The 25,172-nt window shown below is 67.1% G+C and carries 30 protein-coding genes; 18 read left to right on the top strand and 12 right to left on the bottom strand.

The annotated features are described in order from the left end of the window. The first annotated feature begins 13 nt into the window (after positions 1-13). From pcaC to ACT2B0_RS12085, 5 genes are read left to right on the top strand one after another with little or no spacing between them, the layout of a single operon-like run. Positions 14-427, top strand: coding sequence for a 4-carboxymuconolactone decarboxylase (gene pcaC / locus ACT2B0_RS12105; protein ID WP_473465106.1), 414 nt, complete (start codon positions 14-16; stop codon positions 425-427). Between the two features lies 1 nt (position 428). Next, entirely contained in the window at positions 429-1,169 is a 741-nt protein-coding gene (gene pcaH / locus ACT2B0_RS12100) for a protocatechuate 3,4-dioxygenase subunit beta (protein WP_473465104.1), read from the top strand. A 2-nt stretch (positions 1,170-1,171) separates the two neighbouring features. After that, positions 1,172-1,786 (top strand): protocatechuate 3,4-dioxygenase subunit alpha, encoded by a 615-nt coding sequence (gene pcaG, locus ACT2B0_RS12095; protein WP_473465102.1) that lies wholly within the window; start codon positions 1,172-1,174, stop codon positions 1,784-1,786. A 13-nt stretch (positions 1,787-1,799) separates the two neighbouring features. Continuing rightward, positions 1,800-2,864 carry a 3-carboxy-cis,cis-muconate cycloisomerase gene (locus ACT2B0_RS12090; protein ID WP_473465099.1) on the top strand — a complete coding sequence of 355 codons (1,065 nt, stop codon included), beginning with the start codon at positions 1,800-1,802 and terminating at the stop codon, positions 2,862-2,864. Further along, entirely contained in the window at positions 2,861-4,033 is a 1,173-nt protein-coding gene (locus tag ACT2B0_RS12085; protein WP_473465098.1) for an MFS transporter, read from the top strand. The genes ACT2B0_RS12090 and ACT2B0_RS12085 overlap by 4 nt, the downstream gene beginning before the upstream one ends. Before the next feature lie 27 nt (positions 4,034-4,060). Here the strand turns inward: ACT2B0_RS12085 and paaZ are convergent, their stop codons facing one another. After that, positions 4,061-6,085 carry a phenylacetic acid degradation bifunctional protein PaaZ gene (gene paaZ, locus ACT2B0_RS12080; protein ID WP_473465095.1) on the bottom strand — a complete coding sequence of 675 codons (2,025 nt, stop codon included), beginning with the start codon at positions 6,083-6,085 and terminating at the stop codon, positions 4,061-4,063. Between the two features lie 63 nt (positions 6,086-6,148). Further along, positions 6,149-7,363: a cytochrome P450 gene (locus ACT2B0_RS12075; RefSeq protein WP_473465092.1), complete on the bottom strand. Its 1,215-nt coding sequence runs from the start codon at positions 7,361-7,363 to the stop codon at positions 6,149-6,151. 126 nt (positions 7,364-7,489) lie between these two features. Between ACT2B0_RS12075 and paaI the strand changes: the two genes are divergently transcribed. From paaI to ACT2B0_RS12060, 3 genes are read left to right on the top strand one after another with little or no spacing between them, the layout of a single operon-like run. Beyond that, positions 7,490-7,930 (top strand): hydroxyphenylacetyl-CoA thioesterase PaaI, encoded by a 441-nt coding sequence (paaI, locus tag ACT2B0_RS12070; RefSeq protein ID WP_473465089.1) that lies wholly within the window; start codon positions 7,490-7,492, stop codon positions 7,928-7,930. 35 nt (positions 7,931-7,965) lie between these two features. Then, a complete protein-coding gene (paaK, locus tag ACT2B0_RS12065; RefSeq protein WP_473465087.1) occupies positions 7,966-9,276 on the top strand; it encodes a phenylacetate--CoA ligase PaaK in 1,311 nt (436 codons plus the stop codon). Beyond that, on the top strand, positions 9,276-9,869 hold the full coding sequence (locus ACT2B0_RS12060; protein ID WP_473465083.1) for a TetR/AcrR family transcriptional regulator: 594 nt from the start codon (positions 9,276-9,278) through the stop codon (positions 9,867-9,869). Before paaK ends, ACT2B0_RS12060 begins: the two co-directional genes overlap by 1 nt. A gap of 42 nt (positions 9,870-9,911) precedes the next feature. Here ACT2B0_RS12060 and ACT2B0_RS12055 read toward each other — a convergent pair whose 3' ends face one another. Next, on the bottom strand, positions 9,912-10,139 hold the full coding sequence (locus tag ACT2B0_RS12055; RefSeq protein WP_473465080.1) for a hexameric tyrosine-coordinated heme protein: 228 nt from the start codon (positions 10,137-10,139) through the stop codon (positions 9,912-9,914). 20 nt (positions 10,140-10,159) lie between these two features. Continuing rightward, positions 10,160-10,330 (bottom strand): hypothetical protein, encoded by a 171-nt coding sequence (locus ACT2B0_RS12050; protein WP_473465077.1) that lies wholly within the window; start codon positions 10,328-10,330, stop codon positions 10,160-10,162. A gap of 243 nt (positions 10,331-10,573) precedes the next feature. On the opposite strand from ACT2B0_RS12050, the gene ACT2B0_RS12045 reads away from it, so the two are divergent. Then, on the top strand, positions 10,574-11,467 hold the full coding sequence (locus ACT2B0_RS12045; protein ID WP_473465074.1) for a PaaX family transcriptional regulator: 894 nt from the start codon (positions 10,574-10,576) through the stop codon (positions 11,465-11,467). A gap of 60 nt (positions 11,468-11,527) precedes the next feature. Here the strand turns inward: ACT2B0_RS12045 and ACT2B0_RS12040 are convergent, their stop codons facing one another. Together ACT2B0_RS12040 and ACT2B0_RS12035 are read right to left on the bottom strand one after the other, a co-directional pair. Next, on the bottom strand, positions 11,528-12,232 hold the full coding sequence (locus ACT2B0_RS12040) for a hypothetical protein (protein ID WP_473465071.1): 705 nt from the start codon (positions 12,230-12,232) through the stop codon (positions 11,528-11,530). Positions 12,233-12,428: 196 nt separating this feature from the next. Beyond that, positions 12,429-12,848: a PaaI family thioesterase gene (locus ACT2B0_RS12035; protein WP_473465068.1), complete on the bottom strand. Its 420-nt coding sequence runs from the start codon at positions 12,846-12,848 to the stop codon at positions 12,429-12,431. A gap of 102 nt (positions 12,849-12,950) precedes the next feature. On the opposite strand from ACT2B0_RS12035, the gene paaA reads away from it, so the two are divergent. The 8 genes from paaA to paaE are packed head-to-tail and all read left to right on the top strand — an operon-like array spanning position 12,951 to position 17,401. Continuing rightward, positions 12,951-13,946: a 1,2-phenylacetyl-CoA epoxidase subunit PaaA gene (gene paaA / locus ACT2B0_RS12030; protein ID WP_473465066.1), complete on the top strand. Its 996-nt coding sequence runs from the start codon at positions 12,951-12,953 to the stop codon at positions 13,944-13,946. A gap of 25 nt (positions 13,947-13,971) precedes the next feature. Then, positions 13,972-14,145 (top strand): type II toxin-antitoxin system HicA family toxin, encoded by a 174-nt coding sequence (locus ACT2B0_RS12025; protein WP_473465064.1) that lies wholly within the window; start codon positions 13,972-13,974, stop codon positions 14,143-14,145. Continuing rightward, entirely contained in the window at positions 14,142-14,384 is a 243-nt protein-coding gene (locus ACT2B0_RS12020) for a hypothetical protein (RefSeq protein WP_473465061.1), read from the top strand. Before ACT2B0_RS12025 ends, ACT2B0_RS12020 begins: the two co-directional genes overlap by 4 nt. Before the next feature lie 5 nt (positions 14,385-14,389). Then, positions 14,390-14,677, top strand: a complete 288-nt coding sequence (paaB, locus tag ACT2B0_RS12015; protein WP_106571509.1) for a 1,2-phenylacetyl-CoA epoxidase subunit PaaB — start codon at positions 14,390-14,392, stop codon at positions 14,675-14,677. A 28-nt stretch (positions 14,678-14,705) separates the two neighbouring features. Next, entirely contained in the window at positions 14,706-15,002 is a 297-nt protein-coding gene (locus ACT2B0_RS12010) for a hypothetical protein (RefSeq protein ID WP_473465058.1), read from the top strand. Continuing rightward, complete coding sequence (gene paaC, locus ACT2B0_RS12005) at positions 14,995-15,747, top strand: 1,2-phenylacetyl-CoA epoxidase subunit PaaC (protein WP_473465055.1); 753 nt, start codon at positions 14,995-14,997, stop codon at positions 15,745-15,747. Before ACT2B0_RS12010 ends, paaC begins: the two co-directional genes overlap by 8 nt. A 5-nt stretch (positions 15,748-15,752) precedes the next feature. After that, positions 15,753-16,262: a 1,2-phenylacetyl-CoA epoxidase subunit PaaD gene (paaD, locus tag ACT2B0_RS12000; RefSeq protein ID WP_473465052.1), complete on the top strand. Its 510-nt coding sequence runs from the start codon at positions 15,753-15,755 to the stop codon at positions 16,260-16,262. 59 nt (positions 16,263-16,321) lie between these two features. Then, positions 16,322-17,401, top strand: coding sequence for a 1,2-phenylacetyl-CoA epoxidase subunit PaaE (gene paaE, locus ACT2B0_RS11995; protein WP_473465049.1), 1,080 nt, complete (start codon positions 16,322-16,324; stop codon positions 17,399-17,401). Positions 17,402-17,422: 21 nt separating this feature from the next. Here the strand turns inward: paaE and ACT2B0_RS11990 are convergent, their stop codons facing one another. From ACT2B0_RS11990 to ACT2B0_RS11965, 6 genes are all read right to left on the bottom strand, one after another. Further along, positions 17,423-19,123, bottom strand: a complete 1,701-nt coding sequence (locus ACT2B0_RS11990; protein WP_473465047.1) for an ArnT family glycosyltransferase — start codon at positions 19,121-19,123, stop codon at positions 17,423-17,425. 9 nt (positions 19,124-19,132) lie between these two features. Continuing rightward, a complete protein-coding gene (locus tag ACT2B0_RS11985) occupies positions 19,133-19,465 on the bottom strand; it encodes a lipid-A-disaccharide synthase N-terminal domain-containing protein (protein WP_156712089.1) in 333 nt (110 codons plus the stop codon). Then, positions 19,462-20,202 (bottom strand): glycosyltransferase family 2 protein, encoded by a 741-nt coding sequence (locus tag ACT2B0_RS11980; protein WP_473465043.1) that lies wholly within the window; start codon positions 20,200-20,202, stop codon positions 19,462-19,464. Before ACT2B0_RS11980 ends, ACT2B0_RS11985 begins: the two co-directional genes overlap by 4 nt. An 84-nt stretch (positions 20,203-20,286) precedes the next feature. Then, positions 20,287-21,936: a thiamine pyrophosphate-binding protein gene (locus ACT2B0_RS11975; RefSeq protein WP_473465040.1), complete on the bottom strand. Its 1,650-nt coding sequence runs from the start codon at positions 21,934-21,936 to the stop codon at positions 20,287-20,289. Then, positions 21,933-23,108 carry a CaiB/BaiF CoA transferase family protein gene (locus tag ACT2B0_RS11970; protein WP_473465037.1) on the bottom strand — a complete coding sequence of 392 codons (1,176 nt, stop codon included), beginning with the start codon at positions 23,106-23,108 and terminating at the stop codon, positions 21,933-21,935. The genes ACT2B0_RS11975 and ACT2B0_RS11970 overlap by 4 nt, the downstream gene beginning before the upstream one ends. A 97-nt stretch (positions 23,109-23,205) precedes the next feature. Continuing rightward, positions 23,206-24,144, bottom strand: coding sequence for an alpha/beta fold hydrolase (locus ACT2B0_RS11965; RefSeq protein ID WP_473465958.1), 939 nt, complete (start codon positions 24,142-24,144; stop codon positions 23,206-23,208). A gap of 113 nt (positions 24,145-24,257) precedes the next feature. Here ACT2B0_RS11965 and ACT2B0_RS11960 point away from each other — a divergent pair, with 113 nt between their 5' ends. Further along, complete coding sequence (locus tag ACT2B0_RS11960) at positions 24,258-25,112, top strand: YiiX/YebB-like N1pC/P60 family cysteine hydrolase (protein ID WP_473465034.1); 855 nt, start codon at positions 24,258-24,260, stop codon at positions 25,110-25,112. The last annotated feature ends 60 nt before the right edge of the window (positions 25,113-25,172 follow it).

The raw sequence follows: 25,172 nt of genomic DNA, 5'->3' as shown, positions 1-25,172 counted from the left end.
CAATGGAGGCTGCATGTCCGCATACCCGGAAAAGCCGGACCGTCACCGGCAAGGCATGGCGACGCGCCGGACGGTGCTCGGCGATGCCCATGTCGACGGGGCGGAGGCGCGCAAGACGCCGTTCGACGAACCGTTCCAGGATCTCATCACCGAGGCCGCGTGGGGCCACGTCTGGTCACGCCCGAACTGGACCAAGCGCGAGCGTTCGATGGTGACGCTGGCATTGCTGGCCGCGCTCGGCCATTACGACGAGGTCGCCATGCATGTGCGCGCCACCGCCAATACCGGCGCGAGCCCGGATGACATTCGCGAGGCGATGCTGCATGTGGCAATCTATGCCGGCGTGCCGGCGGCCAACCACGCCATCAAGGTGGTCAAGCAGACGCTCGACGAGATGGACGCAAGCGCCGTCGAACAGGAGGGATGAGATGTCGAACGAAAGGCCCGAGACCGGCGCGTTTTTCCAGCGCGACCGCCAGTGGCAGCCGCCGGCCTATGCGCCGGGCTACAAGACCTCGGTCGTGCGTTCGCCGCAAAAGGCGCTGATCTCGCTCGACAACACGCTTTCGGAGATCACCGGGCCGGTGTTCGGGCATTCCATGCTCGGTGCGCTCGACGCCGACCTGATCCACAATTTCGCCAAGGCCGGCGAAAGCGCGATCGGGCCGCGCATCATCGTCCATGGCCGGGTGCTCGACGAGCGCGGCAAGGGCGTGGCCGGCGCGCTGGTGGAGGTGTGGCAGGCCAATGCCGGCGGACGCTACCGCCACAAAAAGGAAAGCTATCTGGCGCCGCTCGATCCGAATTTCGGCGGCTGCGGGCGCGTGATCACCGACGCGGACGGGTCCTATTGTTTTCGCACCATCCAGCCCGGACCCTATCCGTGGCCGAACGGCGTCAACGATTGGCGGCCGGCGCATATCCATTTCTCGGTCTTCGGCCACGGGTTCGCCCAGCGGCTGATCACGCAGATGTATTTCGAGGGCGATCCGCTGATCTGGCGCTGCCCGATCGTGGCCACCATTCCCGACCGCGCGGCGGTGGAGGGGCTGGTGGCGGCGCTCGACATGCAGGCCACGATCCCGATGGACGCGCGCGCCTACAAGTTCGACATCGTGCTGCGCGGCCGTCGCTCGACGCTGTTTGAAAACCGGCTGGAGGGAAATTGATCATGGTGCAGCCGCTCAACCGCCTGAAGGAAAGCGCCTCGCAGACGGCCGGCCCCTATGTCCATATCGGGCTGACGCCGAATTTCTGCGGCATCAAGGGCGTCTATGCCAACGACCTCGGCGCCGCGATGGTCAACGACAAGACACAGGGCGAGCGCATCACCGTGCGCGCCCGGGTGATCGACGGCACCGGCACGCCGCTCAAGGACGCGCTGATCGAGATCTGGCAGGCCGACGCGGCCGGGCTCTACAATTCGCCCTCGGAGCTGCGCGGCGCCGCCGATCCGAATTTTTCGGGCTGGGGCCGGCTCGCCTCGGACATGGAAAGCGGGCTGTTCGAGTTTTCCACCATCAAGCCGGGGCGTGTCCCGTTCAAGGACGGCCGGCTGATGGCGCCGCACATCACCTTCTGGATCGTGGCGCGCGGCATCAATCTCGGACTGCATACCAGGATGTATTTCGCCGACGAGCAAGACGCCAATGCGCAGGACCCGCTGCTTCAGCGCATCGAGCACAAGAACCGGGTGCCGACCCTGATTGCGCCGCGCGACGGCGACGTCTACACCTTCGACATCCATCTCCAGGGCGAGAAGGAAACGGTCTTCCTCGATATCTGAGCCGCATGTCATCGTGAGCGTTTTTCCCTTCGAGCATCCTTTCCTGTCCGGCCTGACCGGCGACCGGGAGATCGCCGCGCTGTTTTCGGTCGAGGCCGACATGGCGGCGATGCTGGCCTTCGAGGCGGGCCTGGCGGTGGCGGAAGGTGCGGAGGGTATCATTCCGGCCGGTGCGGCTGCCGAAATCGAGAGTCGCATCAAGACGTTCCAGCCCGACCTTGAGGTTTTGAATCAGGCGACGGCGCGCGACGGCGTCGTCGTGCCGGAGCTCGTGCGCCAGCTTCGCGCCGCGGTCGGCGAGCCGCATGCGACGTCCGTTCATTTCGGCGCGACCAGCCAGGATGTGATCGACACCGGCCTGGCGCTGCGGCTGGCCTCCGCGTTCGACATTTTCGGCGCCCGGCTCGACGAACTGGTCGCTCGGCTCGACGCGCTCGCCGTGCGCGACGGCGCGGTCGAGGTGATGGCGCATACCCGCATGCAGGCCGCGATCCCGGTGCCGGCTTCGCGCAAGATCGAAAGCTGGCGCGCGCCGCTTCTCAGGCATCGCGCGGCGATGGCCGGGGTGAGAGAGGGTGTGTGCGTGCTGCATTTCGGCGGGGCGGCCGGCACGCGCGACAAGCTCGGCGCGGCCGGCGCGGCGGTGGCGCGGCGGCTGGCCGTCGGGCTCGACCTGACGGTGCCGGACACGGTGCGCCACGCTGAGCGCGACGGCATTGCCGGCCTGGCCGGCTGGCTGTCGCTGGTGACCGGCACGCTCGGCAAGATGGGCCAGGACATCGCGCTCGCCGCGCAGAGCGAAGTCGGCGAGATCCGGCTTGCCAGCGGCGGCGGGTCGTCGGCGATGCCCCACAAGGTCAATCCGGTCGGCGCCGAACTGCTGGTCGCCCTGGCGCGCTTCAACGCCACGCTCTTGTCCGGCATGCACCAGGCGCTGGTGCACGAAAACGAGCGTTCGGGCGCGGCCTGGACGCTGGAATGGCTGCTCCTGCCGCAGATGGTGGTCGGGTGCGGCTCGGCGCTGCGCACGGCGCTTTCGCTGGTCGAGACGATCTCCTTCGTAGAGCGGTCCGATTGAGCGCGCGTGCGCTGCTCGTCTATTGCGGACTGTTGATGTCCGTCTCCGCCTTCGCCGTCGATATTACGCTGCCATCCTTCGGCGCCATGGTCGACGCGCTCGACACGCGCTATGCGCTGGTGCAGTGGACCATCACCTTTTACATGGTCGCCGCCGCCTTCGGGCAATTGCTGTGGGGCTCGGCGTCCGACCGCTACGGGCGTCGACCGGTGCTGGCGGCGGGCCTCACGCTGTTCGTCGCCGGCTGTGCGGTCGCGGCGCTGGCGCCGTCGATCACGGTGCTGCTCGGCGCACGCGCCTTGCAAGGATTTGGCGCCGCGGCGGCGATCGTGTCGTCGCGGGCCATCATCCGCGATCTCTATTCGGGCGCCGATCTGGCGCGCAATCTGGCGTTTGCCACCGCAATCTTCGCCGTCGGGCCGATCGTCGCGCCGCTCGCCGGCGCGGGCATTGCCGCGCTGTTCGGCTGGCGGGCGATCTTTGCCGTTCTGGCGCTGTTCGGCATGTTTTTGCTCGCCGCGTTGACGCGGTTTTCCGAGACCATTCCCAAGCTCGCCCCCGACGCGCTCAGCCCGGCGACCTATCTGCGCCGCACCAGGCGGCTGGTCATCCATGCGCAGTCGCGCCATTTCCTCATCCTGTCGGCGGTGGTGATGGCGACCATGCTGCTGATCCTGGCCTCCGCGCCACGGGTCTATGAGAGCGAGTTCGGCATTACCGGCGGACTTTTCGCGTTCTATTTCGCCTTGCATGGCACCGGCATCGTCATCGGTCAGATGGTCAATCGCCGGCTGATCGCCGTGGCCGGCATCGTGCCGGCGATGCTGGTCGGCAACGCGGTGCTGATCCTGTCGGCGACGCTGATCCTGGCGACGGCTTTGGCAGGCCTGCTGACGCCCTGGCTGCTGGCCGCGTTTTTCGTGTTGTTCGCAACCAGCTATCTGGTGGTCTATTCCAACGCGGCGGCGATGGTGCTCGACCCGCATGGCGACATCGCCGGCTTCTCGGCTTCGCTCTACGGCTTTGTCAGCCAGATGGGTGGGGCGCTCGCCGTTACCGCGCTGGTGGTGATGACCGGCGACGGCGCTGTCGCCTTCGCCGCTGCGCTGTTAGCAATCTGCCTGACCACCATGGCGATGATCGCATGGTGGCATCGGGGCCGGCGCTAGCGCCGGCCTATCCCACGCCCCCGGCGCCTACATCTGGTTCATGGTCAACAGCTCGTAGCCGGCGACCTGTTCACCGTCCTGGTTGACGACCGTGACGTCCCAGCGCACCTCGCCATACTCGGCGTTGCGCCGGGTCTTGGCCTTGGCGGTCAGGCGCACCTTCAGGCTGTCGCCGGGCGAGACCGGCTTCATGAAGCGCAGCGTGTCGAGCCCGTAATTGGCGAGCACCGGGCCGGGAGCGGGGTCGACGAACAGGCCGGCGGCAAACGACAGGATCAGGTAGCCGTGAGCGACCCGGCCCGGGAAGAACGGATTGGCCTTCGCGGCCTCCTCGTCCATGTGGGCGTAAAAAGTGTCGCCGGTGAACGCGGCGAAATGCTCGATATCGGCCAGCGTCACCTGGCGTTCGGCGGTCTCCAGCGTGTGGCCGATCTCCAGTTCCGGAAAGCGCAGGCGGAAGGGGTGTTTTTGCCCGGCCAACGTGCTCGCGCCCTTCACGTGAGTGCGGGTGATGCCGGTCAGCAGATCGGGGCTTGCCTGGAGGGCGGTGCGCTGCATGTAGTGCATGACGCCGCGAATGCCGCCCATCTCCTCGCCGCCGCCGGCCCGGCCGGGCCCGCCATGGACGAGGTGCGGCAGCGGCGAACCGTGCCCGGTCGCCTCGCGGCCGGTGTCGCGATTGGCGAAATAAAGCCGGCCGTGAAAGGCGCCCGAGGCGAGCACCACACGGCGCGCCACCGCGGGGTCGTGGGTGAACACGGAGGCGACCAGCGAGCCGGCGCCGCGATTGGCGAGCGCGGTGGCGTGATCGAGGTCGCGGTAGGCCATCACGGTCGAGACCGGGCCGAACGCTTCGACCGAATGAACCTTGTCGGCGCCGTCCGGATCGTCGCAAGCAAACAGCATCGGCGACACGAAGGCGCCGTTTTCGGCGTCCACGCCGTCGGCGAAGCCGTTTTCCGTCCCATAGACCTGACGCGCCTCGGACCCGATCAGCGCCGCCTTGTCCAGCACGTCGCGGCGCTGTGCGAGGCTGGCGAGCGCGCCCATGCGCGTCGCCTCGGCCCTGGGGTCGCCGATCACCGTCTTGGCGAGCCGCGCCGAGATCGCCTCGATCACCGCCTCGCGGTGGTCGGTCGGCACCAGGATGCGGCGGATGGCGGTGCATTTCTGCCCGGCCTTGGCCGTCATCTCGCGATGCACCTCCTTGACGAAAATGTCGAATTCGGGCGTGCCGGGCGCGGCGTCGGGCCCCAGAATGGTGGCGTTGAGCGAATCCTGCTCGGCGATGAAGCGGGTGGCGTTTTCCAGGATCGTGGGTGTCTTGCGCAGCAGGTTGGCGGTGGCGGCCGAACCGGTGAAGGAAACCACGTCCTGCGAACCGAGCCGGTCGAGAAGGTCGCCGGTGGAGCCGGCGACGAACTGCACCGCGCCGTCGGGCAAGAGGCCGGATTCGACGATCATCCGGAAGGCGGCCTCGGCGAGCCAGGCCGTGGCCGAGGCCGGCTTGACGATCGCCGGTACGCCGGCGAGCAGCGTCGGGGCGAGCTTTTCCAGCATGCCCCAGACCGGGAAGTTGAAGGCGTTGATGTGCACGGCCACGCCCTGCAGCGAGGTGGCGACATGCTGGCCGACAAAGGCGCCGGTCTTGCCGAGCTGTTCCAGATTGCCGTCGACATAGATCACGTCGTCGGGCAGTTCGCGCCGGCCCTTGGAGGCGAATACGAACACCGTGCCGATGCCGCCGTCGATGTCGATCATGGAATCGGGCTTGGTGGCGCCGGTCTCGTAGGACAGCTCGTAGAGCGCGTCGCGGCGCTCGTTGAGATATTGCGCCAGCGCCTTCAGTTTCGCCGCGCGTTCGTGGAAGGTGAGTGCGCGCAGGGCCGGGCCGCCGACCGCGCGGGCGTGCTCGATCATGGCGGCGAAATCGAGCTCGGCGCCGAGTTCGGCGATCACGCGGCCGTCGACCGCGCTTTTCAGGCTGGTCAGACTGCCGGACGGGGCGACCCATTTACCGGCGGCGAAGCTGTTCAGGGAAAGGACGGTCATGGACGATACTCCTGGGCGAACGGTGTTGCTCGATCGGCGTGGCGGACGATCTTTGCCGCCCGGCTAGGCGACGCTGGCCGGCAGGGCGGAAAAACCGCGAAAGCGCACGCGGCCGGTGCGTTTCGGTTCGCCGGCAAGCCGGTAATTCGGAAAACGCTTCAAGAACCGCGAGACCGCGATGCGGCCTTCCATGCGGGCGAGCGAAAACCCGGCGCACAGATGCGGTCCCTGCGCGAAGGCGAGATGGCGATTGGGCTTGCGGGCGAGGTCGAGCCGGTCGGGGTCCTCGAACTGGCGCGGGTCGCGATTGGCCGCGCCGATCGCCAGGTGGATGCGCGTGCCGGGCGCGATCGTCTCGCCATGGAATTCGCATTCGGCCAGCGTCATGCGGTTGCCGAGCTGGTTCGGGCTCTGGAAGCGCAGGAACTCGTCGACGGCGGTGTCGATCAGGTCGGGATTGTCGATCAGCCTTTGGCGTTCTTCCGGCCATTGGGCGAGTTCGTGGAGTGCGTTGCCGATCAGGTTGGTCGTGGTCTCGTGACCGGCATTCAAGATGAAGATGCAGTTTTGCAGCAGCTCGGTGTCGGACAGCAACTCGCCGTCATTGCCGTTGATCAGCCGGGTCAGCACGTCGGTCGCCGGATCGCCGGGGCTCGCCCTGCGCTCGGCGGCAAGCCCGGCCAGATAGGTCTTGAAGGCGGTGACGGCCTGGTTGCCGCGCGCCTTGTCGGCCTCGCTCAACACCGGCTCCAGCGCGCCGAGGATCGCCAGCGACCAGTCGCGCAGCGGACCGCGCTCGTCATGCGGCATGACGAAGAGATTGCCGATCACCTCGATCGGTATGGCGGCGGCGAAATCCTCGATCAGGTCGGTCTCGCCCTTGTCGGCGATCCGCTCGATGAGCCCGTCGACCAGCGCGATCAGGCCGGGCTCCATCGCCGCGATCGCCCGGGGCGTCAGCGCGCCGACCATGATCTTGCGCACGCGGGTGTGCAGCGGCGGGTCGTTGAAGACCAGGCTGGTGGTGTGATGTTCGTAAAGCGGCGTGTCGCCGAATTTCGGCAGGAACTCGACCTTCTTGTCGGAGGAGAAGGTTTTGGTGTCGCGATAGACCCGGTCGAGATCGGCGTAGCGCGACAGCATCACCGACCCGTCGGGGAAGTGCTTGAGCGGTATGTGCTCCAGCAGCGCGTGGTAGACCGGGAAGGGGTTTTCGGCAAAGCCCGGCGGCAGGGCGTTGATGTCGAACGCCTCGGCGAGCGCGCGTGTCGGCTCCATCGCGTCGTGTCCTCCCGTCGTCCGCGGCGGGCCCGCAGAGGGCCGCTCGAGTATTATTGACCGACTGGCCGGTTTATGCAAGTCTTGCGTCCGACGTGAGATGGGATCGCGCGGGGAGGGTTGCGGATGGCGTTGTCGGCGGAAGAGATCGCGCGCAGGTCGGCGGCTGCGATGTGGGCGCGCGACGATGCGTCGAAATGGCTGGGCGCCAGCCTCGACGCGGTCGGACCGGGAACGGCGCGCCTGTCGATGACGGTCGAAGAGCATCACACCAACGGCCATGATATCTGCCACGGCGGCTACATCTTCACCCTGGCGGATTCGGCCTTCGCCTTTGCCTGCAATTCCTACAACACACTCGTGGTCGCGCAGCACAATGCGATCACCTTCATCGCGCCCGGCCGGCTCGGCGACCGGCTGGTGGCGGACGCGCGCGAGGTCGCCCGGTTCGGCCGCTCCGGCATTTACGACGTGCGGGTGACCAACCAGGCCGGCGCGCTAATCGCCGAGTTTCGCGGCAATTCGCGCGTCATCGAAGGCCGGCATTTCGACGAGGACAACGCCTGAGGCTGCGGCCTTGCAGGCGGCCGTGGAGGAGCACCATGAAGGACCTGACCCCGAACAAGGCCGATCTCGACCCGATCGAGATCGCCTCGCGCGACGAGATATCGGCATTGCAGCTTAAGCGGCTGAAATGGTCGCTGAAACATGCCTACGACAACGTCGCCTTCTACCGGAAGAGCTTTGATGCCGCCGGCGTGCATCCCGACGACCTGAAAACCCTGTCCGATCTGGCAAAATTCCCGTTCACGGTGAAGACCGACCTGCGCGACAATTATCCGTTCGGCCTGTTCGCCGTGCCGCGCGACAAGGTGGCGCGCATTCACGCCTCGTCGGGCACCACCGGCAAGCCGACGGTGGTGGGCTACACGGCCAACGATCTCGACGTGTGGGCGACCTGCGTGGCGCGCTCGATGCGCGCGTCGGGCACGCGGCCGGGCGATATCGTGCAGATCGCCTATGGCTACGGGCTGTTCACCGGCGGGCTCGGCGCGCATTACGGCGCCGAAAAGCTCGGCTGCACCGTGGTGCCGGTCTCCGGCGGCATGACCACGAGGCAGGTCACGCTGATCGAGGATTTCCGCGCCTCGACCATCATGGTCACGCCGTCCTACATGCTGTCGATCCTCGACGAATATCGCGCCCAGGGGCTCGACCCGCGCCAAAGCCCGCTTCAGGTCGGCATATTCGGCGCCGAGCCGTGGACCAACGCGATGCGCGCGGAGATCGAGGACGCCTTCGACATGCATGCGGTCGACATTTACGGCCTGTCGGAGGTGATGGGGCCGGGTGTCGCCAATGAATGCGTGGAGACCAAGGACGGGCTGCATATCTGGGAGGACCATTTTTATCCCGAGATCATCGACCCGGCGACGGGCGAGCCGGTCGCCGACGGCGAGAAGGGCGAACTCGTCTTCACCTCGCTGTCGAAGGAGGCGTTCCCGATCATCCGCTATCGCACGCGCGACCTGACCCGGCTCCTGGCCGGCACGGCGCGCTCCATGCGACGGATGGAAAAGATCACCGGCCGCTCGGACGACATGATGATCCTGCGCGGCGTGAACGTGTTTCCCACCCAGATCGAAGAACTGATCCTCAAGGTCGACGAACTGGCGCCGCATTTCCAGATCGAGCTGTCGCGCCACGGGCGCATGGACGAAATGACCGTCAATGTCGAGGCGCTGCCCGATCATGCCGACAATGCCGAGCGCGCCGGGGCCGCCGCCGAGCTTGCCCGGCGCATCAAGCAGGTGATCGGCATCACGGTTCGCATCAACGTGTCCGAGCCCGGCGGCGTCGCCCGCAGCCAGGGCAAGGCGCAGCGCATCGTCGACAACCGGCCGAAGGCATAATGGCCCGCACCCGCGCCAAGGACTATGACGACAAGCGCCGGGCGCTGCTGCACCAGGCGGCGCTGACTTTTGCGCGCGACGGTTACGACCGCGCCTCGATGGCGTCGCTGGCGGCCGATTGCGGCGTGTCGAAGGCGCTGCTTTATCACTACTACGCCTCCAAGGAGGCGCTGCTGTTCGACATCATCAACACCCATCTGGAGGCGCTGGTCGACGCGGTCGAGGCGGCCGACCGGCCACGGGCCGAACCGCGTCGGCGCCTCGAGGCGCTGGTCGGCGCGCTGCTGGAGGCCTATCGCGACGCCGACGCCGAGCACAAGGTGCAGCTTGGGGCGCTGCAGCTCCTGCCGGACGACGAGCAGCGACAGCTGAAGGCGCTCGAGCGCCAGCTCGTCGAGCGTTTCGCCGAAGCGATCGGGGCGCTGCGACCGGAACTCTTCGCCGGCGCACCGCTGCTCAAGCCGGTGACGATGAGCCTGTTCGGCATGCTCAACTGGTTTTATATGTGGCACCGCGAGGGCGGGCCGGTCAGCCGCGGCGACTATGCCAAACTCGCAACCGCGCTTCTGGTGAGCGGCGTCGAGGGCCTGTGATGCAGAGCCTGACGCGCGCCGGGCGGCGGCGTCGCGACCCGGTCAGTCCTCCGTCCAGTACCTGTTGGCGCGGGCGACGGTCTGGAAATTGGTCGCCACGACCTGCGAGGCCATGGTCAGGCTGTCGGCGTCGTTGGCGTAGTCCGGCCGCAGGCGATCGCGCACCTCGTCGTCGGGCTGGGTCTTCTTCACCGCCATGCGGCTGAGCTTGATCGCGAGATCGAAGCCTTCTTCGGGGGTTGCGGTTTTCAGCGACGGCAGCCAGCTCATGCGGATCTCCTCGGCCTTGATCAGATGACGTATTTGATGGCGATCCACATGCCGATCGCCGTCCAGAAGCACATATTGACGAAGGAGCGCAAAATCCCGCCATCTTCCTCGATATTGATGCCGATCCAGCGCAGGACCAGGGTCCCGGGAAGCAGGATGACCTGCGCGATCGCGTTGAGAAACCTCATCATCGTTGCCTCGTTGAGCGAGTTCGGGCGCAAAAGCCGGCCGGGTGGCCGAGGGCTGACTGCAATCTAAAAACATTCATTTCTGTTATATCTTTAAATAGCAGCGGCCGGCCGCTTTTACAACAGGCGATATGAGGGGGCACGGGCCGACAGGCGCGAAGGGCGGTGGCCGGTGTGACGGCCGGCTCGACGCGCGCGAGGCCAAGTCGCTTGCCAAATCCGCGACCGGCGTGGCATCTGCCTGCCATGGATACGAGCGACATCTGCGCCGGCGAAGCGCTTGAGGGGATGATCGACACCCTGCATGCGCGGGGGCGGCTCAGGGTCTGGTCCCTGATCGTGACCGTGTTCGGCGACGCCGTCGTGCCGCGCGGCGGGCGCGTCGCGCTGTCGGTGCTGCAGGAATTGATGGCGCGGCTCAGGATCGAGACCGGCGCCGTGCGCACGGCGATGTCGCGGCTTGCCGCCGATTGCTGGCTCGAGCGCGAGCGCGACGGGCGCAATTCCTACTACAGGCTGGCCGATGCCGGGCGCCACGCCTTCGACTTCGCCACCCGGCGCATCTACGCCGCCGGCCCGCCGGCCTGGGACGGCACCTGGCTGGTGGCGCTGGCGCCCGCGGCGGCCGCCAACGGCATGCGCGCCGGCCGCGAGCAGGCGATGGCCGAGCTCGGTTTCGCACAGGCCGGGGCAGGCAGCTTCGTGCGGCCTTTCGCCGAGATTCCCGAACTGACCGAGGATATCCCGCCCGGGCTGTTGGTGGTGCGCGGCGCCGCGCTGCGCGAGGCGCCGGACCTTGCCGCGCTCTGGGAGCTCGACGAACTGGCCGCGGCCTATCGCGCGCTCGGCGACAACCTGGCGCCGCTCGCCGCTGCGCTGGCGCGCGGTGCAGGACTGGCGCCGCTCGACGCCATGGCCGCGCGCGTGCTCGTCGACCATTCCTGGCGGCGCATCGTCTTGCGCGATCCCGGCCTGCCGGCCGCGCTTTTGCCGGCCGACTGGCCGGGCGAGGCGGCGCGGGCGCGGGTCAAGGCGGTCTATGCCGCGCTTGCCGGCCCGAGCGAGGCCTGGCTCGACGCATCCGGCCTGCCGGAACAGGTCGACGCGAAGAGGTTCAAGGCCCGGTTCGGCGGGATTTGAGGCTAAGATCCCGAGTTCATGTGGATGGTCCGGCTTCTTCACGAAACCGGACAGCCAAACCTATCGCCGAATGCAGTAGTACAGTGCAACGTAAGGCGGCATGTTGTTGTGCGGGCTACCGGCTCCTTTGGTGTCGGTCCCCTGGGTGCTCTTGATGGGCGCTCCGCCAACCCATAGCCTTCCCGGAGCGCCGCCGTCGGAGTAGGAATGACCTGCTGTAACGCCGTCAAGACCTTCGCCAGCTTCTTCATATGCAAGGCGCATGTTGGTTAGCGTGTGAGCGTGTGCGGGCATTTCGGCTTCGCCAAGCGCATGCCATTCTGCACCGCCTTGCGCACCACCGGCGTCGTCTTGAAGCGCGGGGTAGCGGGTCAGGCTCTCGCCGTTTTCGTCGACGTTCGTATTGACGCCAGCGCCGACGATCATGCGGCCACCAGCCGGAGCAAAGCGTTCCCAGCCGCGCGGACAGGCATCTTCTTCCGACCTGTCGAACGCGGCGACAATGCCGGATGCCCGCCTGAAAGGCTCGAGTTCGGATTCCAGTGCTTCGATCCTTGCAAGCGTTGCCGTGAGCCGTGCCGTCATGCAGGTAAAATTCGCCTGGGCGACCTGGGTGGAATTGCCCGTTCCTTCGAGATTGCGAATGTCGCAGTCCTGCGCCCGCGCTTGGCTGGCAATCAGGCCGGCGAGGAGGCTGCTAGCAGCCGCGAGCAAGAGTGTTTTCAGGCTGAAACCAATGCCAGAAGCCGCAACGGTACTGTTCATAGTTTGCCACTCCCCATCCAATCATTCCGAGAACAATTGCCCCGATTGCAACTTTAACGGCATGTTCAACGATCCAATGTGGCCTATTTCTCACTTCCCTCTGTTTGTTCATGTCGGTGACTGCTCCGATCGCGCGCGTAAGCCCCAGCCGGAAGGATTGCCGACCGGGGCTCTGCGTGCAATCGAAGATTGCGGCTCACTCCTCCAGATAGGCGAACGCGCTGGTCGCGGTGGCGGCGACCTTTTCCGCGCCCCTGGCCCTCATCTCGACGCGTGTATAGGCCATGCGCTTGCCGTTGGAGAGCACCTCGACGCGGATGTCGACGTCGCCGGGCTTCAGCGGCCGCAGAAAATGCGTCGTCAGGTCGACCGTCGTGCAGACGCGGAACCGTCCGTTGAGCGCGGCCAGCGCCACCACCGAGCAGGTGTCGGCCGCCGCGGCCGTCGCCTGGCCGCAGATCACGCCGCCGACATGCACCAGCGCCCGGTTCTCCGGCAGCAGGAAATCGCCGCCGCCGGCGTCGAAACCGACCGGTTTCAGCCCCATTTCGACGATCCAGGGCGCGAAGACCCGCGCGATCGTCTCCTCCGCCTGCTTCAGCCCGAATTCTGTCATCGATCCTCGCTTTTTATGTTACGAAATATTGCGGAATGGTAGATTTTTTGTTACATGTCACGCTGGACGGATTGGCCGCCATCCGACCACGGAGGAGATGCCATGTACAGCCAGGGCCTGATCGGGGCGAAGACCGATACCGACGAGGACGAGGCCTTTCTCGCCGCGTTCCAGGCGCGTATCGACGCGGAGGAAAAGATCGAGCCCAACGATCCGATGCCGGAAGGCTATCGCAAGACGCTGGTGCGCCAGATCGGCCAGCATGCGCATTCCGAGATCGTCGGCATGCTGCCGGAGGGCAATTGGATCACGCGCGCGCCCTCGCTCAGGCGCAAGGCGGCGCTGCTGGCCAAGGTGCAGGACGAGGGCGGCCACGGGCTTTATCTGTATTCGGCCGCCGAGACGCTCGGCGTCAGCCGCGAGCAGATGACCGAGGAGCTCTTGTCGGGCAAGGCGAAATATTCCTCGATCTTCAACTATCCGACTTTGACCTGGGCCGATATCGGGGCGATCGGCTGGCTGGTCGACGGCGCGGCGATCATGAACCAGATTCCGCTCTGCCGCTGCTCCTACGGGCCCTATGCGCGCGCCATGATCCGGGTCTGCAAGGAGGAAAGCTTCCACCAGCGCCAGGGTTACGAGATCATGATGACGCTGGCCAACGGCACCGCCGAGCAGAAGGACATGGCGCAGGACGCGCTCGACCGCTGGTGGTGGCCGTCGCTGATGATGTTCGGTCCGCACGATTCCGACAGCCAGCACGGCGACCAGTCGATGAAATGGAAGATCAAGCGCTTCACCAATGACGAGCTCAGGCAGAAATTCGTCGACGCCACCGTGCCGCAGGGCGAATTTCTGGGTCTGACCTTTCCCGATCCCGACCTGAAATGGAACGAGGAGCGCGGCCATTACGATTTCGGTCCCATCGACTGGGACGAGTTCTGGCGCGTGGTCAAGGGCGGTGGGATCATGAACCGCGAGCGCATCGCCGCGCGCCGCAAGGCCTGGGACGACGGCAAATGGGTGCGCGAGGCAGCCCTTGCCCATGCCGAAAAACGCCGGGCCAGGCGCGAAGCGACGAAGCTGGCGGCGGAGTAGGATGCCGCGCAAGATACGCGACTTGATGCGCGACCTCGAACGCGCCGGGTTTCACAATATCGGCGGCAAGGGCAGTCACCGAAACTATGTGCTGCAGGAGAAGGGTTTGAGGCTCACGCTGTCCGGAAATGCGGCGGACGATGCCCTGCCATATCAGGAAAAGCTGGTAAAACAGGCTCTCAAGGATAGGTCCAAATGAGGGAAAGCGATCGCTACGTGAAGGTGGTGAGCTGGTCGGAAGAGGACGGGTGCTACGTGGGCATGGCTCCGGGCCTGTTTTCAGGCGGTTGCCATGGCGACGACCAGCAGGCGGTATTCGCCGAACTGGTCCAGATCGTCGAAGAATGGATCGCGCATTTCAACAGCCGGGGCGAGCCGCTGCCGTCGCCCACGAGCGGACGCATCGAGCAACTTCTGCAACTGCCGGCAGCGGAGTAACCAGGATGGCAAAGACCGAAATCCCGCTTTGGGAAGTTTTTATCCGGCCCCGCAACGGGCTCGCGCACAAGCATTGCGGCTCCGTGCACGCCGCCGACGAGGTGATGGCGATCCAGGCCGCGCGCGACGTCTATACGCGGCGCGGCGAGGGCGTGTCGATCTGGGTGGTGCCGTCGGCGGCGATCGTCGCCTCGGACCCCGAACACAAGGACGAGAATTTCGAGCCGGCGCTGACCAAGATCTACCGCCACCCGACCTTTTACGACATCCCCGAGGACGTCGGCCACATGTAGGCCGGCCGCCGATCGACGGAGGACACCGATGGGTCCGCTCGAAATCCTGTTCAGTCCGTTTGTGGTGATGACCGCGCATCCCTGGGCGGTCTACGTGCCGGTGGTGGTGCTGGGCCTGATGGGCTGGGCAACGCCGTGGGGAGGGACGATGGTCAAGGTCGCGGCGGCGTTGTGGCTGGCTTACGCGCTGTGGGAGACCGCCGTGCAGATCATGACGCCCGAGGCCAATATCCGGGTCGACCTGCTGGTCATCGCACCCATTCTGGTCGTCGTGTCGCTTGCCGCCCTGGCACTATTTTTGAGAAAGGCGTTCGCCCGTGTCTGATGCATTGCTGACATTTCTCCTGCGCCTCGCCGACGATCACCTGATCCTCGGCCACCGGCTGTCGGAATGGTGCGGCCACGCGCCGATGCTGGAGGAAGATCTGGCCATGCCGAATATGGCGCTCGACCTGATCGGCCAGGCGCGCGCGCTCTACCAGTACGCGGCCGAAATCGAGGGCAAGGGGCGCAGCGAGGACGACCTCGCCTATCTGCGCCGCGAGCGCGACTACGTGAACTGCCTGATGGTCGAACGCCCGAACGGCGATTTCGGCCATACCATGCTGCGCCAGCTCTATTTCGCCGCCTTCATGGAACCGTTCTGGACGGCGGCGGCGGCGTCGAGCGACGAAACCCTGGCCGGTATCGCGGCCAAAGCCGTCAAGGAGACCGCCTACCATATCCGCCATGCCGGCGAGTGGGTGGTGCGGCTCGGCGACGGCACCGAGGAAAGCCGGCAGCGCATGGAGGCGGCAATCGACGCGCTGGCGCCCTATGTCGACGAGCTGTTCGAAGGCGATGCCGTCAGCGCGGCGATGGCGCAGGCCGGCATCGCGCCCGAGCCGGCCTCGCTGCGCGACGCGTTCGACCGCACCGTCGGCGCGATCTTCGCCGAAGCGGGGCTGACCTTCGCCCCGGCCGCCTATGCCCAGACCGGCGGCCGCCAGGGCCGCCACGGCGAGGCGATGGGCTTCATCCTGGCCGATCTGCAGCACATGCAGCGCAGCTATCCGGGGGCGACCTGGTGAGCGGGATGGCGCCTTATCCGCCTTCTGGCGGGCAGGCCAAGGCGGCGGCGCGCGCCTGGGCGGCGGCCGCCTCCGTCCCCGATCCGGAAGTGCCGTGCGTGACGGTCGCCGATTTGGGCATCCTGCGCTCGGTGGACATCGAGGGCGGGGTCGCGGTTGCCCGGGTGACGCCGACCTATTCCGGCTGCCCGGCCACGCTCGCCATCGAGCTGTCGGTCGAGACCGCCTTGCGCGAGGCCGGTTTCGAGGCCCGCGTGGAGCGTGTCGTTGCCCCGGCCTGGACGACCGACTGGATCACCGAGGCGGGGCGGGAAAAGCTCAGGGCCTACGGCATCGCGCCGCCGGTCGAGGGCTCCAACTCGATCCGGGCGCTGTTCGGCGAAACCGTCGTCGCCTGCCCGAAATGCGGTTCGCGGGAAACCGAACGGGTTTCGGAATTCGGCTCCACGCCGTGCAAGGCGCATTATCGCTGCGCGGCGTGCCGGGAGCCGTTCGACTATTTCAAATGCATCTGAGCGGCCGTTTCCCTGACACTGACCAGGGCGCGCCGTCTCCCGAGGCTTGAGGTTTGACCATGGCATCCCGTTTTCACGATCTCACCGTGTCGGCCATCGAGCGCCAGACACCCGATGCCGTCGCGATCGCCTTCGACGTGCCCGAGGCGCTGCGCGATGCGTTTTTGTTCAAGCCGGGCCAATATCTCACCCTGGCCACCAGCCTGGACGGCGAGGATGTGCGGCGCTCCTATTCGATCTGCTCCGCGCCGGGCGAGGCGCGGCTCAAGGTGGGGGTCAAGAAGGTCGCCGACGGACGGTTCTCGCGTTTCGTCAACGAGACGCTGTCGGTCGGCGACACGATCCGCGTCATGCCGCCGGAGGGCCGGTTCACCTCGCTGGCCGGGCCGCGCCACGACTATCTGCTGATCGCGTCCGGTTCGGGCATCACGCCGATGCTGTCGATCGCCAAGACGGTGCTGGAGCACGAGCCGGACTCCACGGTGTGCCTGCTCTACGGCAACCGCTCGACCGAGACGATCATGTTTCGCGAGGAGCTGGAGGATCTGAAGGACCGGCATCTGCGTCGCTTTTCGCTGGTGCATCTGCTGTCGCGCGAAAAGCAGGATGTCGACCTGTTGAACGGCCGCATCGACGGCGAACGGGTGAAGGAACTCGCCGAACGCGGGTTGATCGACCCGCGCGGTTCGGACGGCGTGTTTCTGTGCGGTCCGGGCGAGATGATCGACGACGTCGCGGCCATGCTCACGGCCTATGGCGTCGACGAGGACCGCATCCGTTTCGAGCGTTTCACGCCGACGGGCGAGGCGCCGCGGCCGCGTGCGCCTTCCGCGCAGGCCAGGAAGGCCGTGACCGACGGTGTCGCGGTCGAAGTGGTGCTCGACGGTTCGCGGCGCGAATTCGCCATGGACGAGACGGCGGGAACGGTGCTCGACGCCGCGCACAAGGCCGGCATCGAGCTGCCCTATTCCTGCGCGGGCGGCATGTGCTGCACCTGCCGCTGCCGGGTGGTCGAGGGCGAGACCGAAATGGCGGTCAATTTCTCGCTCGAGCCGTGGGAGATCGAGGCCGGTTTCACGCTCGCCTGCCAGACGAGGCCGCTGTCGAACAGGCTGGTGCTCGATTTCGACGCCGCCTGAGAATTCCGCGCCGCGCGCGCCTCACTCGGCCATGCCGTAAAGCGTCAGCACCAGCGGCGTGCCCTTGGAATAGTTGATGCCGCTGACCGCGCCGCGCGCCGCCACGCTGGCCTGTCCCGCGGGCAGGGCGGCGAAAAACGCTTGCGTGAGGTCGTCGCGCACCAGCGCCATCGTGCAGGCGGGATTTTCGGCCAGGGTCTCGGCGGCGGTTGTGGGGTCGGTCAGCAGCGTGTTCGTGCCGACGAGAAAGATCAGGCTCGGCTCGTAATAGCCCGTCGACACCAGCCGGCCCTGCGGGCAGGGCCTGTGCTCGGCAAATAGGCGCGCGATTTCCGGGCTGAGCCAGATCGGCTTCAGCGGTGGCAGCACGAAGATCGCGGCGAGCGCCAGCGTGGCGCCGGCGCCGAGCGCGGCGGCGAGCGTGCGCGGCAGGGCGGCGAGCGGCGGTCGGATGCCGCTGCCGAGCCAGCCGGTGACGACGACGACGATCGCCGCGAGCGCGCCCCACCAGGAAAAACCGCCCAGCACGTAAGGGGTGACGCCGATCGCAATGGCCGCCAGCGCCACGGTGACGACGACGAGGCCGAACGCGGTCGCCCAGCGTAGCCAGGTCTGCCAGCGCCGCAGCGGCGCGTCGCGCGCGGTCGGGTCGCTCAGCGCCCAGCCGAGCGCCAGCACCAGGGCCGGAAAGGCCGGCAGCATGTAATGCGGCAGCTTGGTCGGCACCAGTTCGATGATCAGCCAGTAGGGCAGGTACCACGCCGCCAGAAACAGCAGCCGTGGATCGGCGCGCATGCCGTTGAGCACGCGCAGGCCGGCGTCGATCGCGGCGAGGCCGAACGGCCACATGGTGAGCGAATAGACCAGCACGTAATAACCGGGCGGAAAACCGTGCGATTCCTGGCCAGACCCGATCTTGCCGAGCAGGTCGCGGCCGACCGCCTCCTGCCAGAACGCCGCTCCGCTCTTATAGGTGATCAGGGCAAGCCAGGGCGCCGCGACCAGCAGCATCAAGGCGGCGCCGGGCAGCGCGCGCATTTTTGTCAGCCAGGCCCGGTCGCGGTCGAAGACCACCAGGAAGCCGCCGGTCAGCAGGCTGAGGAAGGGAATAACCGGTCCCTTGATCAGGATCGCGGCGCCCTGCGCGGCCCAGAACAGCCACGGCGCCCAGCCTGGAACCGGCGTGCCGGCGCGGTGGCCGAGATAGATCCGCGCCAGCATGGCCTGCGCCACGAGGCCGGTCGCCAGCAGCGTCGCGTCGGTCTTGGCGATGCGGGCCTCGAAGCCGAGCATCAGCAGGCCGGCGAGCGAAACGGCCGCGATCAGCCCGGCGGTCGTGCCGAACATCCACGCGCCCAGCCAGGCGGTGGCCAGAACGGCGAGCGTCGCGCCGAGGATCGAGACGGTGCGGTAGACGGCGACCGGCGCGCCGGCGCCCTGGCCGCTGATGGCGACCGCCGCGGCTTGCAGCCAATAGATGCCGGCCGGCTTCTTGTAGCGCGGCTCGTCCTGGAAGCGGATGTCGACATAGTCGCCGCTCTCGACCATCTGCTTGGTCGCCTGGACGAAGCGCGCCTCGTCGCGGTCGGTCGGCGGCAGGGTGGTGATGCCGGGCACGAACAGCAAGAGGCACAACAGCGCCAGCCCGAGATAATGCGCCGGGCCGAGCGCGCCGGCGACGGGCCTGACGGCCACGGGCGGGTGTTCGCGGGCGGCGCTCATGGCGGCCGGTCAGTCGGTGCCTGACATCGCGCCGCGATGCTCGTTGGCGATCAGCCACAGATTGCGGATATAGATGACCAGCCCGAGCGCCTGGCCGGCGATGAAGACGGGATCCTTGCGGTGAATGGCGTAAAGCAGAAGCAGCGTGCCGCCGCCGAGCGAAAAAAACCAGAACGCGACCGGCACCACCGAGCGCTTGGCGCGTTCCGAGGCGATCCACTGCACCAAAAAGCGCATGGTGAACATCGCCTGTGCGACGAAGCCCAGCAGGATCCAGGCGCTGAACTGGTCGACGAAGACCTGGTAGGCCCAGTTGTAGAGCGACTGGAAAGTGTCGGTCATCGGGACGGCTCCGTGATGCGGGGGACGATCTTGCGTCGTCGGCGCAGCCACCACACGCCGAACAGGTCGAGAATGCCGCGCAGGCCGCGGTCGAGAATGCCGTAATTGGAGGTGCCGTGCCGGCGTTCGCGGTCGACGACGTCGACATGCAGCACGCCGAATCCCTCGCGCAGCACCAGCGCCGGCAAATAGCGGTGCCAGCCGTCGAAATAGGGCAGCTGACGGAACAGCTCGGTGCGCAGCGCCTTCAGCCCGCAGCCGGAATCGCGTGTGCCGTCGCGCAGGATCGCCTCGCGCAGGGCATTGGCGAAACGCGACGACCAGCGCTTGATCAGCGTGTCGGTGCGCTTCAGCCGCTGGCCGGCGACGATGCCGACCGTGGCGTCGGCCGACAAAAGCCGGTCGGCGAGCACGGGCAGATAGCGCGGGTCGTTCTGGCCGTCGCCGTCGATCGTCACCACCACCGCGCCGCGCGCGGCAAACACGCCCGAGCGCACCGCCGCGCTCTGGCCGGCCGAGCGGTCGTGGCGGATATGGCGCAGATGGCGCGCGCCGGCGTCGATGCGGCCTGCCAGCATGGCCGGGGTGTCGTCGCTCGAGCCGTCGTCGACCACCAGCACTTCATGGTCGCGGTCGGCGAGCGCGGCATCGATCTCGTCGAGCAGCACGGCCAGGTTGGCGGATTCGTTCTTGCAGGGAATGACGATCGAAATCGCGGGTCCGGTTCCCTCGTGCATGGGCCTCTTTCCAGTTCACACGCCCCAGATGACGCGGGCTACTAACACGCGGTGCCGGGAATCGGAATGTGGCTTGTGATCAGCCTATCGCTTTTCGCGGATCTCGGTCAGCGTCCTGGTTGGCGTGATCGCCTCGGCGTCGACGAGCACGTCGAGGATCGCCGGCTTGCCGCTGGCGCGCGCGCGTTCGAAGGCCGGCGCGAACTCGGCGGTTGCGCGCACCGTCTCGCCATGACCGCCATAGGCGCGGGCCAGCGCGGCGAAATCGGGGTTGGTCAGCGTCGTTCCCGATACGCGGCCTGGGTAGTCGCGCTCCTGGTGCATGCGGATCGTGCCGTAAATGCCGTTGTTGAGGATCACGACGATGATCGGCCGGCCATAGTGCATGGCCGTCGCGAATTCCTGCCCGTTCATCAAGAAATCGCCGTCGCCGGCCCAGACCACGACCTCACGGTCGGGAAAGATGCCCTTTGCCGCCACGCCGGCCGGCACGCCATAGCCCATCGATCCCGAGGTCGGGGCCGCCTGCCCGTTGAAGCGGCGGTAGCGGTGGAACCGATGCATCCAGGTGGCGAAATTGCCGGCGCCGTTGGCGATGATGACGTCCTCGGGCAGGTTTTCCTCCAGCCATGCCATCACCGGGCCGATCTTGACCGCGCCCGGCCCGTCCATCGGCGGCGTCGACCACTCCAGATAGGACTGGTGCAATTCCTCGGTGAAGTTCGCCCAGCGCGGGGGCGCGTCCGGCGTCGTCTCGGCAAACGCCGCGGCGAAAGCCGCGTTGGAAGCGTTGATCGCCAAAGTGGGCCGGTAGACGCGGCCCAGCTCTTCCGGGTCGGGGAAAATGTGGACTAGTTTCTGGTCGGGGTAGGGGCTTTTTACGAGCGTGTAGTCGGCCGACGGCATCTCGCCGAAGCGGCAGCCGACGAGGATGACCAGGTCGCTCTGCTTGATGTAGGCCGCAAGCTTCGGGTTTGCGCCGATGCCGATGTCGCCGGCATAACAGTCGTGCAGCTGGTCGCACAGCGTCTGCCGGCGGAAGGAGCAGCCTACCGGCAGTCGCCAGCGGCTGATGCCGGCGCAGACCTGGCTCACGGCCTCCTCGGTCCAGCGCGTGCCGCCGAGCACCAGGAACGGCTGCTCGGCCGCCTCGAGCAGTTCGACCAGCCGGTCCATCTCCGGGCGGCCGGGCCTTGTCTCGACGGCAACGAAGGGCAGGGGCGTCGGCGCCTCGACCGCGTCGGTAAGCATATCCTCGGGCAGGACGACCACGACCGGGCCGGGGCGCCCGGAGGTGGCGACGGCGAAGGCGCGGGTGACGAGTTCGGGAACGCGCGCGGCATCGTCGATCTGCACCACCCATTTCGCCATCGTGCCGAAAAAGGCCCTGTAATCGACCTCCTGGAACGCCTCCCGCTCCAGATTGCCGCGCGCCACCTGGCCGACGAACAGGATCACGGGGTTCGAATCCTGCCGGGCGATGTGGATGCCGGCGGACGCGTTGGTCGCGCCCGGGCCGCGCGTCACAAAGCAGATGCCGGGTTTTCCCGTCAGCCTTCCCTCGCAGTCGGCCATCATCGCCGCGCCGCCTTCCTGGCGGCAGACGACGTTTTCGATCCTGGAATCGTGCAGCGCGTCGAGGACGGCCAGATAGCTCTCGCCGGGGACGGAGTAGACCCGCTCGACGCCGTTGGCCTCGAGCGCGTCGACGATCAGCTGGCCGCCTGTCCTCATGCGTCTTTCGCCTCCAGTTCGGCTAATACTTCCCCGGTATGCTCGCCGAGCCGCGGCGAGGGCCGGGCATAGACCGGCGGGGTCTTCGACATCAGCATCGGCGCGCGCACCGACGGCAGCGCATTGCCCTGGCCGTCGTCGAGATCCATGCGCATGCCGCGCGCGATCGCCTGCGGATCGGCGAACGCCTCGCCGATATCGTTGATCGGGCTCGCGGGCACGTTGGCGGCTTCCAGCCTGTCGAGCAAGGGTTGTTTTTGCCAGCCTGCAAGCGTGGCGACCAACTTTTCGCGCAGGCGCTTGCGATGTTCGACCCGCGCCGGATTGGTGGCGAAGTCGGGATCGTCGGCAAGGGCTTCCAGCCCCAGCACCTGGCACAAATGGCGGAACTGGCCGTCATTGCCGACCGCCAGGATGATGTGCCCGTCGGCGACCGGCAAGACCTCGTAGGGGGCGATGTTCATATGGGCATTGCCCATCTGCACCGGCGGCGTGCCGGAGACCAGATAATTGAGGTTCTGGTTGCCGAGCACCGAAATCTGGGTGTCGAACAGCGCCATGTCGACATATTGGCCTTCGCCGGTGCGTTCGGCGTGGCGCAGCGCCGCCTGGATGGCGATGACGGAATAAAGCCCGGTGAAGACGTCGGAAATCGCGACGCCGGCCTTTTGCGGCTCGCGGCCGGGTTCGCCGGTGATCGACATCATGCCGGCCATGCCCTGGATGATGAAATCGTAACCCGGGCGGCGGGCATAGGGCCCGGTCTGGCCGAAACCGGTGATCGAGCAATAGACCAGGCGCGGGTTGTCCGCCCGCAGGCTTTCATAGTCGAGGCCGTATTTCTTCAGCCCGCCGACCTTGAAGTTCTCGATCACCACATCGGCTGTGGCGATCAGCCGCTTGAGAATGGCCGCGCCCTCGGGCGTGGAAAAGTCGATCGCCACCGAGCGCTTGCCGCGATTGGTCGAGTGGTAGTAGGCGGCCGAGAGATTTTCGCCATCATGGCTTTTCACGAAGGGCGGCCCCCAGCGACGGGTGTCGTCGCCGCCGTTCGGATTTTCCACCTTGATGACGTCGGCGCCGAGATCGGCGAGCAACTGCCCCGCCCAGGGGCCGGCGAGGATGCGGGCAAGCTCGATGACGCGGATGCCGGCGAGGGGAGGGTTTGCCATGGGGATTATGCGCCAGTTGTTTCGGATGCCCCGGAATACCAAATAGGCGCCCCAGCGTCAGCCCGGATTCGCCGCATCGCCTTATGCGCTTGACGCATCAACCGGCCGCCAGAACCGGGTCCACCCAGGCGGCGAAATCGGCCATGATCGCGTCGCGATTCACCTCGTTCAGGCTTTCGTGGCGGGTTTCGGCGTAAACCGTTGAAACCAGATTCGAAAAGCCCATTGCCCGCATGCGCGCCGCAAGCGCGTGGACCGCCTTGCCGCCATCGGTGGCAGGGTCGTGTTCGCCGCCGACGACGAGTAGTGGAAGGTCGCGGCGTAGATCGGCGAAATTGCCGTCGTCGGCGCCGGCGAACACCCAGGAAAACAGGTCGCGCCACATCGACACCGACGCGTCCCAGCCGCACAGCGGGTCGGCGATATAGGCGTCGACCTCGTCGGGGTCGCGCGACAGCCAGTCGAACGCGGTGCGATGGCCGGGCACCTGTTTGGCCCAGGCCTGGAAGGTGAGTTTCGGCAAGAGGCGCGAGGGCACGTCGGAACCGAGCCGCAACCGCTCCCAGGCAAGCAGCGCCTGTGCCGCGCGGCCGGTGAGCCCGGCGGAGAAATTGGCGTTCCAGATCGCGGCCGCCGCGACACGCCCGGAGTTCCGCAGGACAAAATTCAGCGCGATCAGCCCGCCCATCGAATGGCCGAAGACGATCACCGGTACGCCGGGATGGGTCGCGGCGACATGGTCGTGGACGGCGGCGACGTCGGAAATCACCTTGGCGCCGCCGTCGCCGTCGGTGGAAAAGACGCGCGGCGGCGCATCGGGGGCGCGCGTGTGGCCGTGGCCGCGATGGTCATGCGCAACCGTGGCGATGCCGTGCCCGGCGAGAAAATCGGCGAAGCGGGCATAGCGCGCGGCATGCTCGGCCAGGCCGTGATTGATCTGCACGACGGCGCGCGGCGCCTCGGGCGGCCGGCGCGTGTAGAGCTTCAGCCGCGCGCCGGTCGGCGTGTCGAGGTCCAGTTCCTGATCGAAGGGCATGACGGCTCCCGTTTTGGTGGCCAAGAGTGGCGCGATATCGCCGCGCGGGCAATCGGAAAGCGCGCGTGCGGCGTCGACGTGGCGCCGGCGCGGTTTCATGCTAGGTTTTCGGCATGGGTTCGGGGCGCTCGACGCCGGCGCGGCTGGCCGCGCTGATGCTGACCGTGCTGCTGGCGGCATGCGCGGCCGGCAAGACCTATGTCGCGGCCGACGATGCGCCGCCTTATGCCCGGGCCGGCCACCTCGACGCGCGGCTGGCGCTCACCCGAATAATCGGCGCGCCGCTGGCGCCGATCGTGCGCAATCTCAGGGCGCCGCACGGCCGGCTGCACGGGCGCGCGGGGCTGGAGCGGTTCCTTCGCGACGCGTTGCGGCCGCTCGACATCGTCGTCATCCGCTCGCGCCCGGCCGCGACCCGTCTTCTCATTCCCGGCCATTTCACCCACGCCACGGTGTGGCTGGGGACGCCGGCCGAGATGAAGGGGCTCGGCGTGTGGTCGCTGAGCGCGGTCAGGCCTCACCGCGAGCGGCTGCGCGCGGGGCGGCCGGTGATCGAAGCCGCGCGCGACGCCGTGCAACTGTCGCCGATGCGCGAGATCACCGATGTCGACGAAATCGTCATTTTGCGCCCGCGTCCGGGCGGACGGGACTGGGCGCGCGCAAAATATGCCGGCCTGTTCGCGGCGATCGGGCGGCCGTTCGACTATAATTTCGACTGGACGGACAAGGCCCGGCTGACCTGCGCCGAACTCGTGGCCGGCGTCTTTCCCGAATTCGAGCTGCCGGTGCGTTACACCCAGGGCCGTTTTGCCATCGTTCCCGACGATATCGTGCGCGCCGCGACGATCCCCGGATCGCGGCTGCGTGTCGTCCGGTACGTCGCGCCGGCCGACGGCAACGGATTTTCCGCCTCCGGGGGCGAGGCGGTGCTGAAGCTGCTGAGCCGTCCGCGCGACGATGCGACTTGAAACCGGGCTGCCGGATATGGGAAGGCAGGCCCCTTGCCGGGCCAGGAACATGCCCGTTTC

The organism is Nitratireductor sp. J20-h4 (assembly GCF_056780505.1).
The sequence above is the reverse complement of the archived record's forward strand: the minus strand, read 5'-3'. Positions and strand labels throughout refer to the sequence as shown.

What these genes read in the sequence shown, in the direction of transcription:
- ACT2B0_RS12045 (WP_473465074.1), top strand. Translation starts at nt 10,574, where the DNA reads ATGGATACGAGCGACATCTGCGCCGGCGAAGCGCTTGAGGGGATGATC.
- ACT2B0_RS12050 (WP_473465077.1), bottom strand. Translation starts at nt 10,330, where the DNA reads ATGATGAGGTTTCTCAACGCGATCGCGCAGGTCATCCTGCTTCCCGGG.
- ACT2B0_RS11975 (WP_473465040.1), bottom strand. Translation starts at nt 21,936, where the DNA reads ATGAGGACAGGCGGCCAGCTGATCGTCGACGCGCTCGAGGCCAACGGC.
- paaB (WP_106571509.1), top strand. Translation starts at nt 14,390, where the DNA reads ATGGCAAAGACCGAAATCCCGCTTTGGGAAGTTTTTATCCGGCCCCGC.
- ACT2B0_RS12055 (WP_473465080.1), bottom strand. Translation starts at nt 10,139, where the DNA reads ATGAGCTGGCTGCCGTCGCTGAAAACCGCAACCCCCGAAGAAGGCTTC.
- ACT2B0_RS12035 (WP_473465068.1), bottom strand. Translation starts at nt 12,848, where the DNA reads ATGACAGAATTCGGGCTGAAGCAGGCGGAGGAGACGATCGCGCGGGTC.
- paaA (WP_473465066.1), top strand. Translation starts at nt 12,951, where the DNA reads ATGTACAGCCAGGGCCTGATCGGGGCGAAGACCGATACCGACGAGGAC.
- ACT2B0_RS12025 (WP_473465064.1), top strand. Translation starts at nt 13,972, where the DNA reads ATGCGCGACCTCGAACGCGCCGGGTTTCACAATATCGGCGGCAAGGGC.
- pcaH (WP_473465104.1), top strand. Translation starts at nt 429, where the DNA reads ATGTCGAACGAAAGGCCCGAGACCGGCGCGTTTTTCCAGCGCGACCGC.
- ACT2B0_RS12060 (WP_473465083.1), top strand. Translation starts at nt 9,276, where the DNA reads ATGGCCCGCACCCGCGCCAAGGACTATGACGACAAGCGCCGGGCGCTG.
- ACT2B0_RS11970 (WP_473465037.1), bottom strand. Translation starts at nt 23,108, where the DNA reads ATGGCAAACCCTCCCCTCGCCGGCATCCGCGTCATCGAGCTTGCCCGC.
- paaE (WP_473465049.1), top strand. Translation starts at nt 16,322, where the DNA reads ATGGCATCCCGTTTTCACGATCTCACCGTGTCGGCCATCGAGCGCCAG.
- ACT2B0_RS12075 (WP_473465092.1), bottom strand. Translation starts at nt 7,363, where the DNA reads ATGGAGCCGACACGCGCGCTCGCCGAGGCGTTCGACATCAACGCCCTG.
- paaD (WP_473465052.1), top strand. Translation starts at nt 15,753, where the DNA reads ATGGCGCCTTATCCGCCTTCTGGCGGGCAGGCCAAGGCGGCGGCGCGC.
- ACT2B0_RS11985 (WP_156712089.1), bottom strand. Translation starts at nt 19,465, where the DNA reads ATGACCGACACTTTCCAGTCGCTCTACAACTGGGCCTACCAGGTCTTC.
- ACT2B0_RS11960 (WP_473465034.1), top strand. Translation starts at nt 24,258, where the DNA reads ATGGGTTCGGGGCGCTCGACGCCGGCGCGGCTGGCCGCGCTGATGCTG.
- paaK (WP_473465087.1), top strand. Translation starts at nt 7,966, where the DNA reads ATGAAGGACCTGACCCCGAACAAGGCCGATCTCGACCCGATCGAGATC.
- ACT2B0_RS11990 (WP_473465047.1), bottom strand. Translation starts at nt 19,123, where the DNA reads ATGAGCGCCGCCCGCGAACACCCGCCCGTGGCCGTCAGGCCCGTCGCC.
- ACT2B0_RS11980 (WP_473465043.1), bottom strand. Translation starts at nt 20,202, where the DNA reads ATGCACGAGGGAACCGGACCCGCGATTTCGATCGTCATTCCCTGCAAG.
- pcaC (WP_473465106.1), top strand. Translation starts at nt 14, where the DNA reads ATGTCCGCATACCCGGAAAAGCCGGACCGTCACCGGCAAGGCATGGCG.
- ACT2B0_RS11965 (WP_473465958.1), bottom strand. Translation starts at nt 24,144, where the DNA reads ATGCCCTTCGATCAGGAACTGGACCTCGACACGCCGACCGGCGCGCGG.
- paaZ (WP_473465095.1), bottom strand. Translation starts at nt 6,085, where the DNA reads ATGACCGTCCTTTCCCTGAACAGCTTCGCCGCCGGTAAATGGGTCGCC.
- pcaG (WP_473465102.1), top strand. Translation starts at nt 1,172, where the DNA reads ATGGTGCAGCCGCTCAACCGCCTGAAGGAAAGCGCCTCGCAGACGGCC.
- paaI (WP_473465089.1), top strand. Translation starts at nt 7,490, where the DNA reads ATGGCGTTGTCGGCGGAAGAGATCGCGCGCAGGTCGGCGGCTGCGATG.
- ACT2B0_RS12020 (WP_473465061.1), top strand. Translation starts at nt 14,142, where the DNA reads ATGAGGGAAAGCGATCGCTACGTGAAGGTGGTGAGCTGGTCGGAAGAG.
- ACT2B0_RS12010 (WP_473465058.1), top strand. Translation starts at nt 14,706, where the DNA reads ATGGGTCCGCTCGAAATCCTGTTCAGTCCGTTTGTGGTGATGACCGCG.
- ACT2B0_RS12040 (WP_473465071.1), bottom strand. Translation starts at nt 12,232, where the DNA reads ATGAACAGTACCGTTGCGGCTTCTGGCATTGGTTTCAGCCTGAAAACA.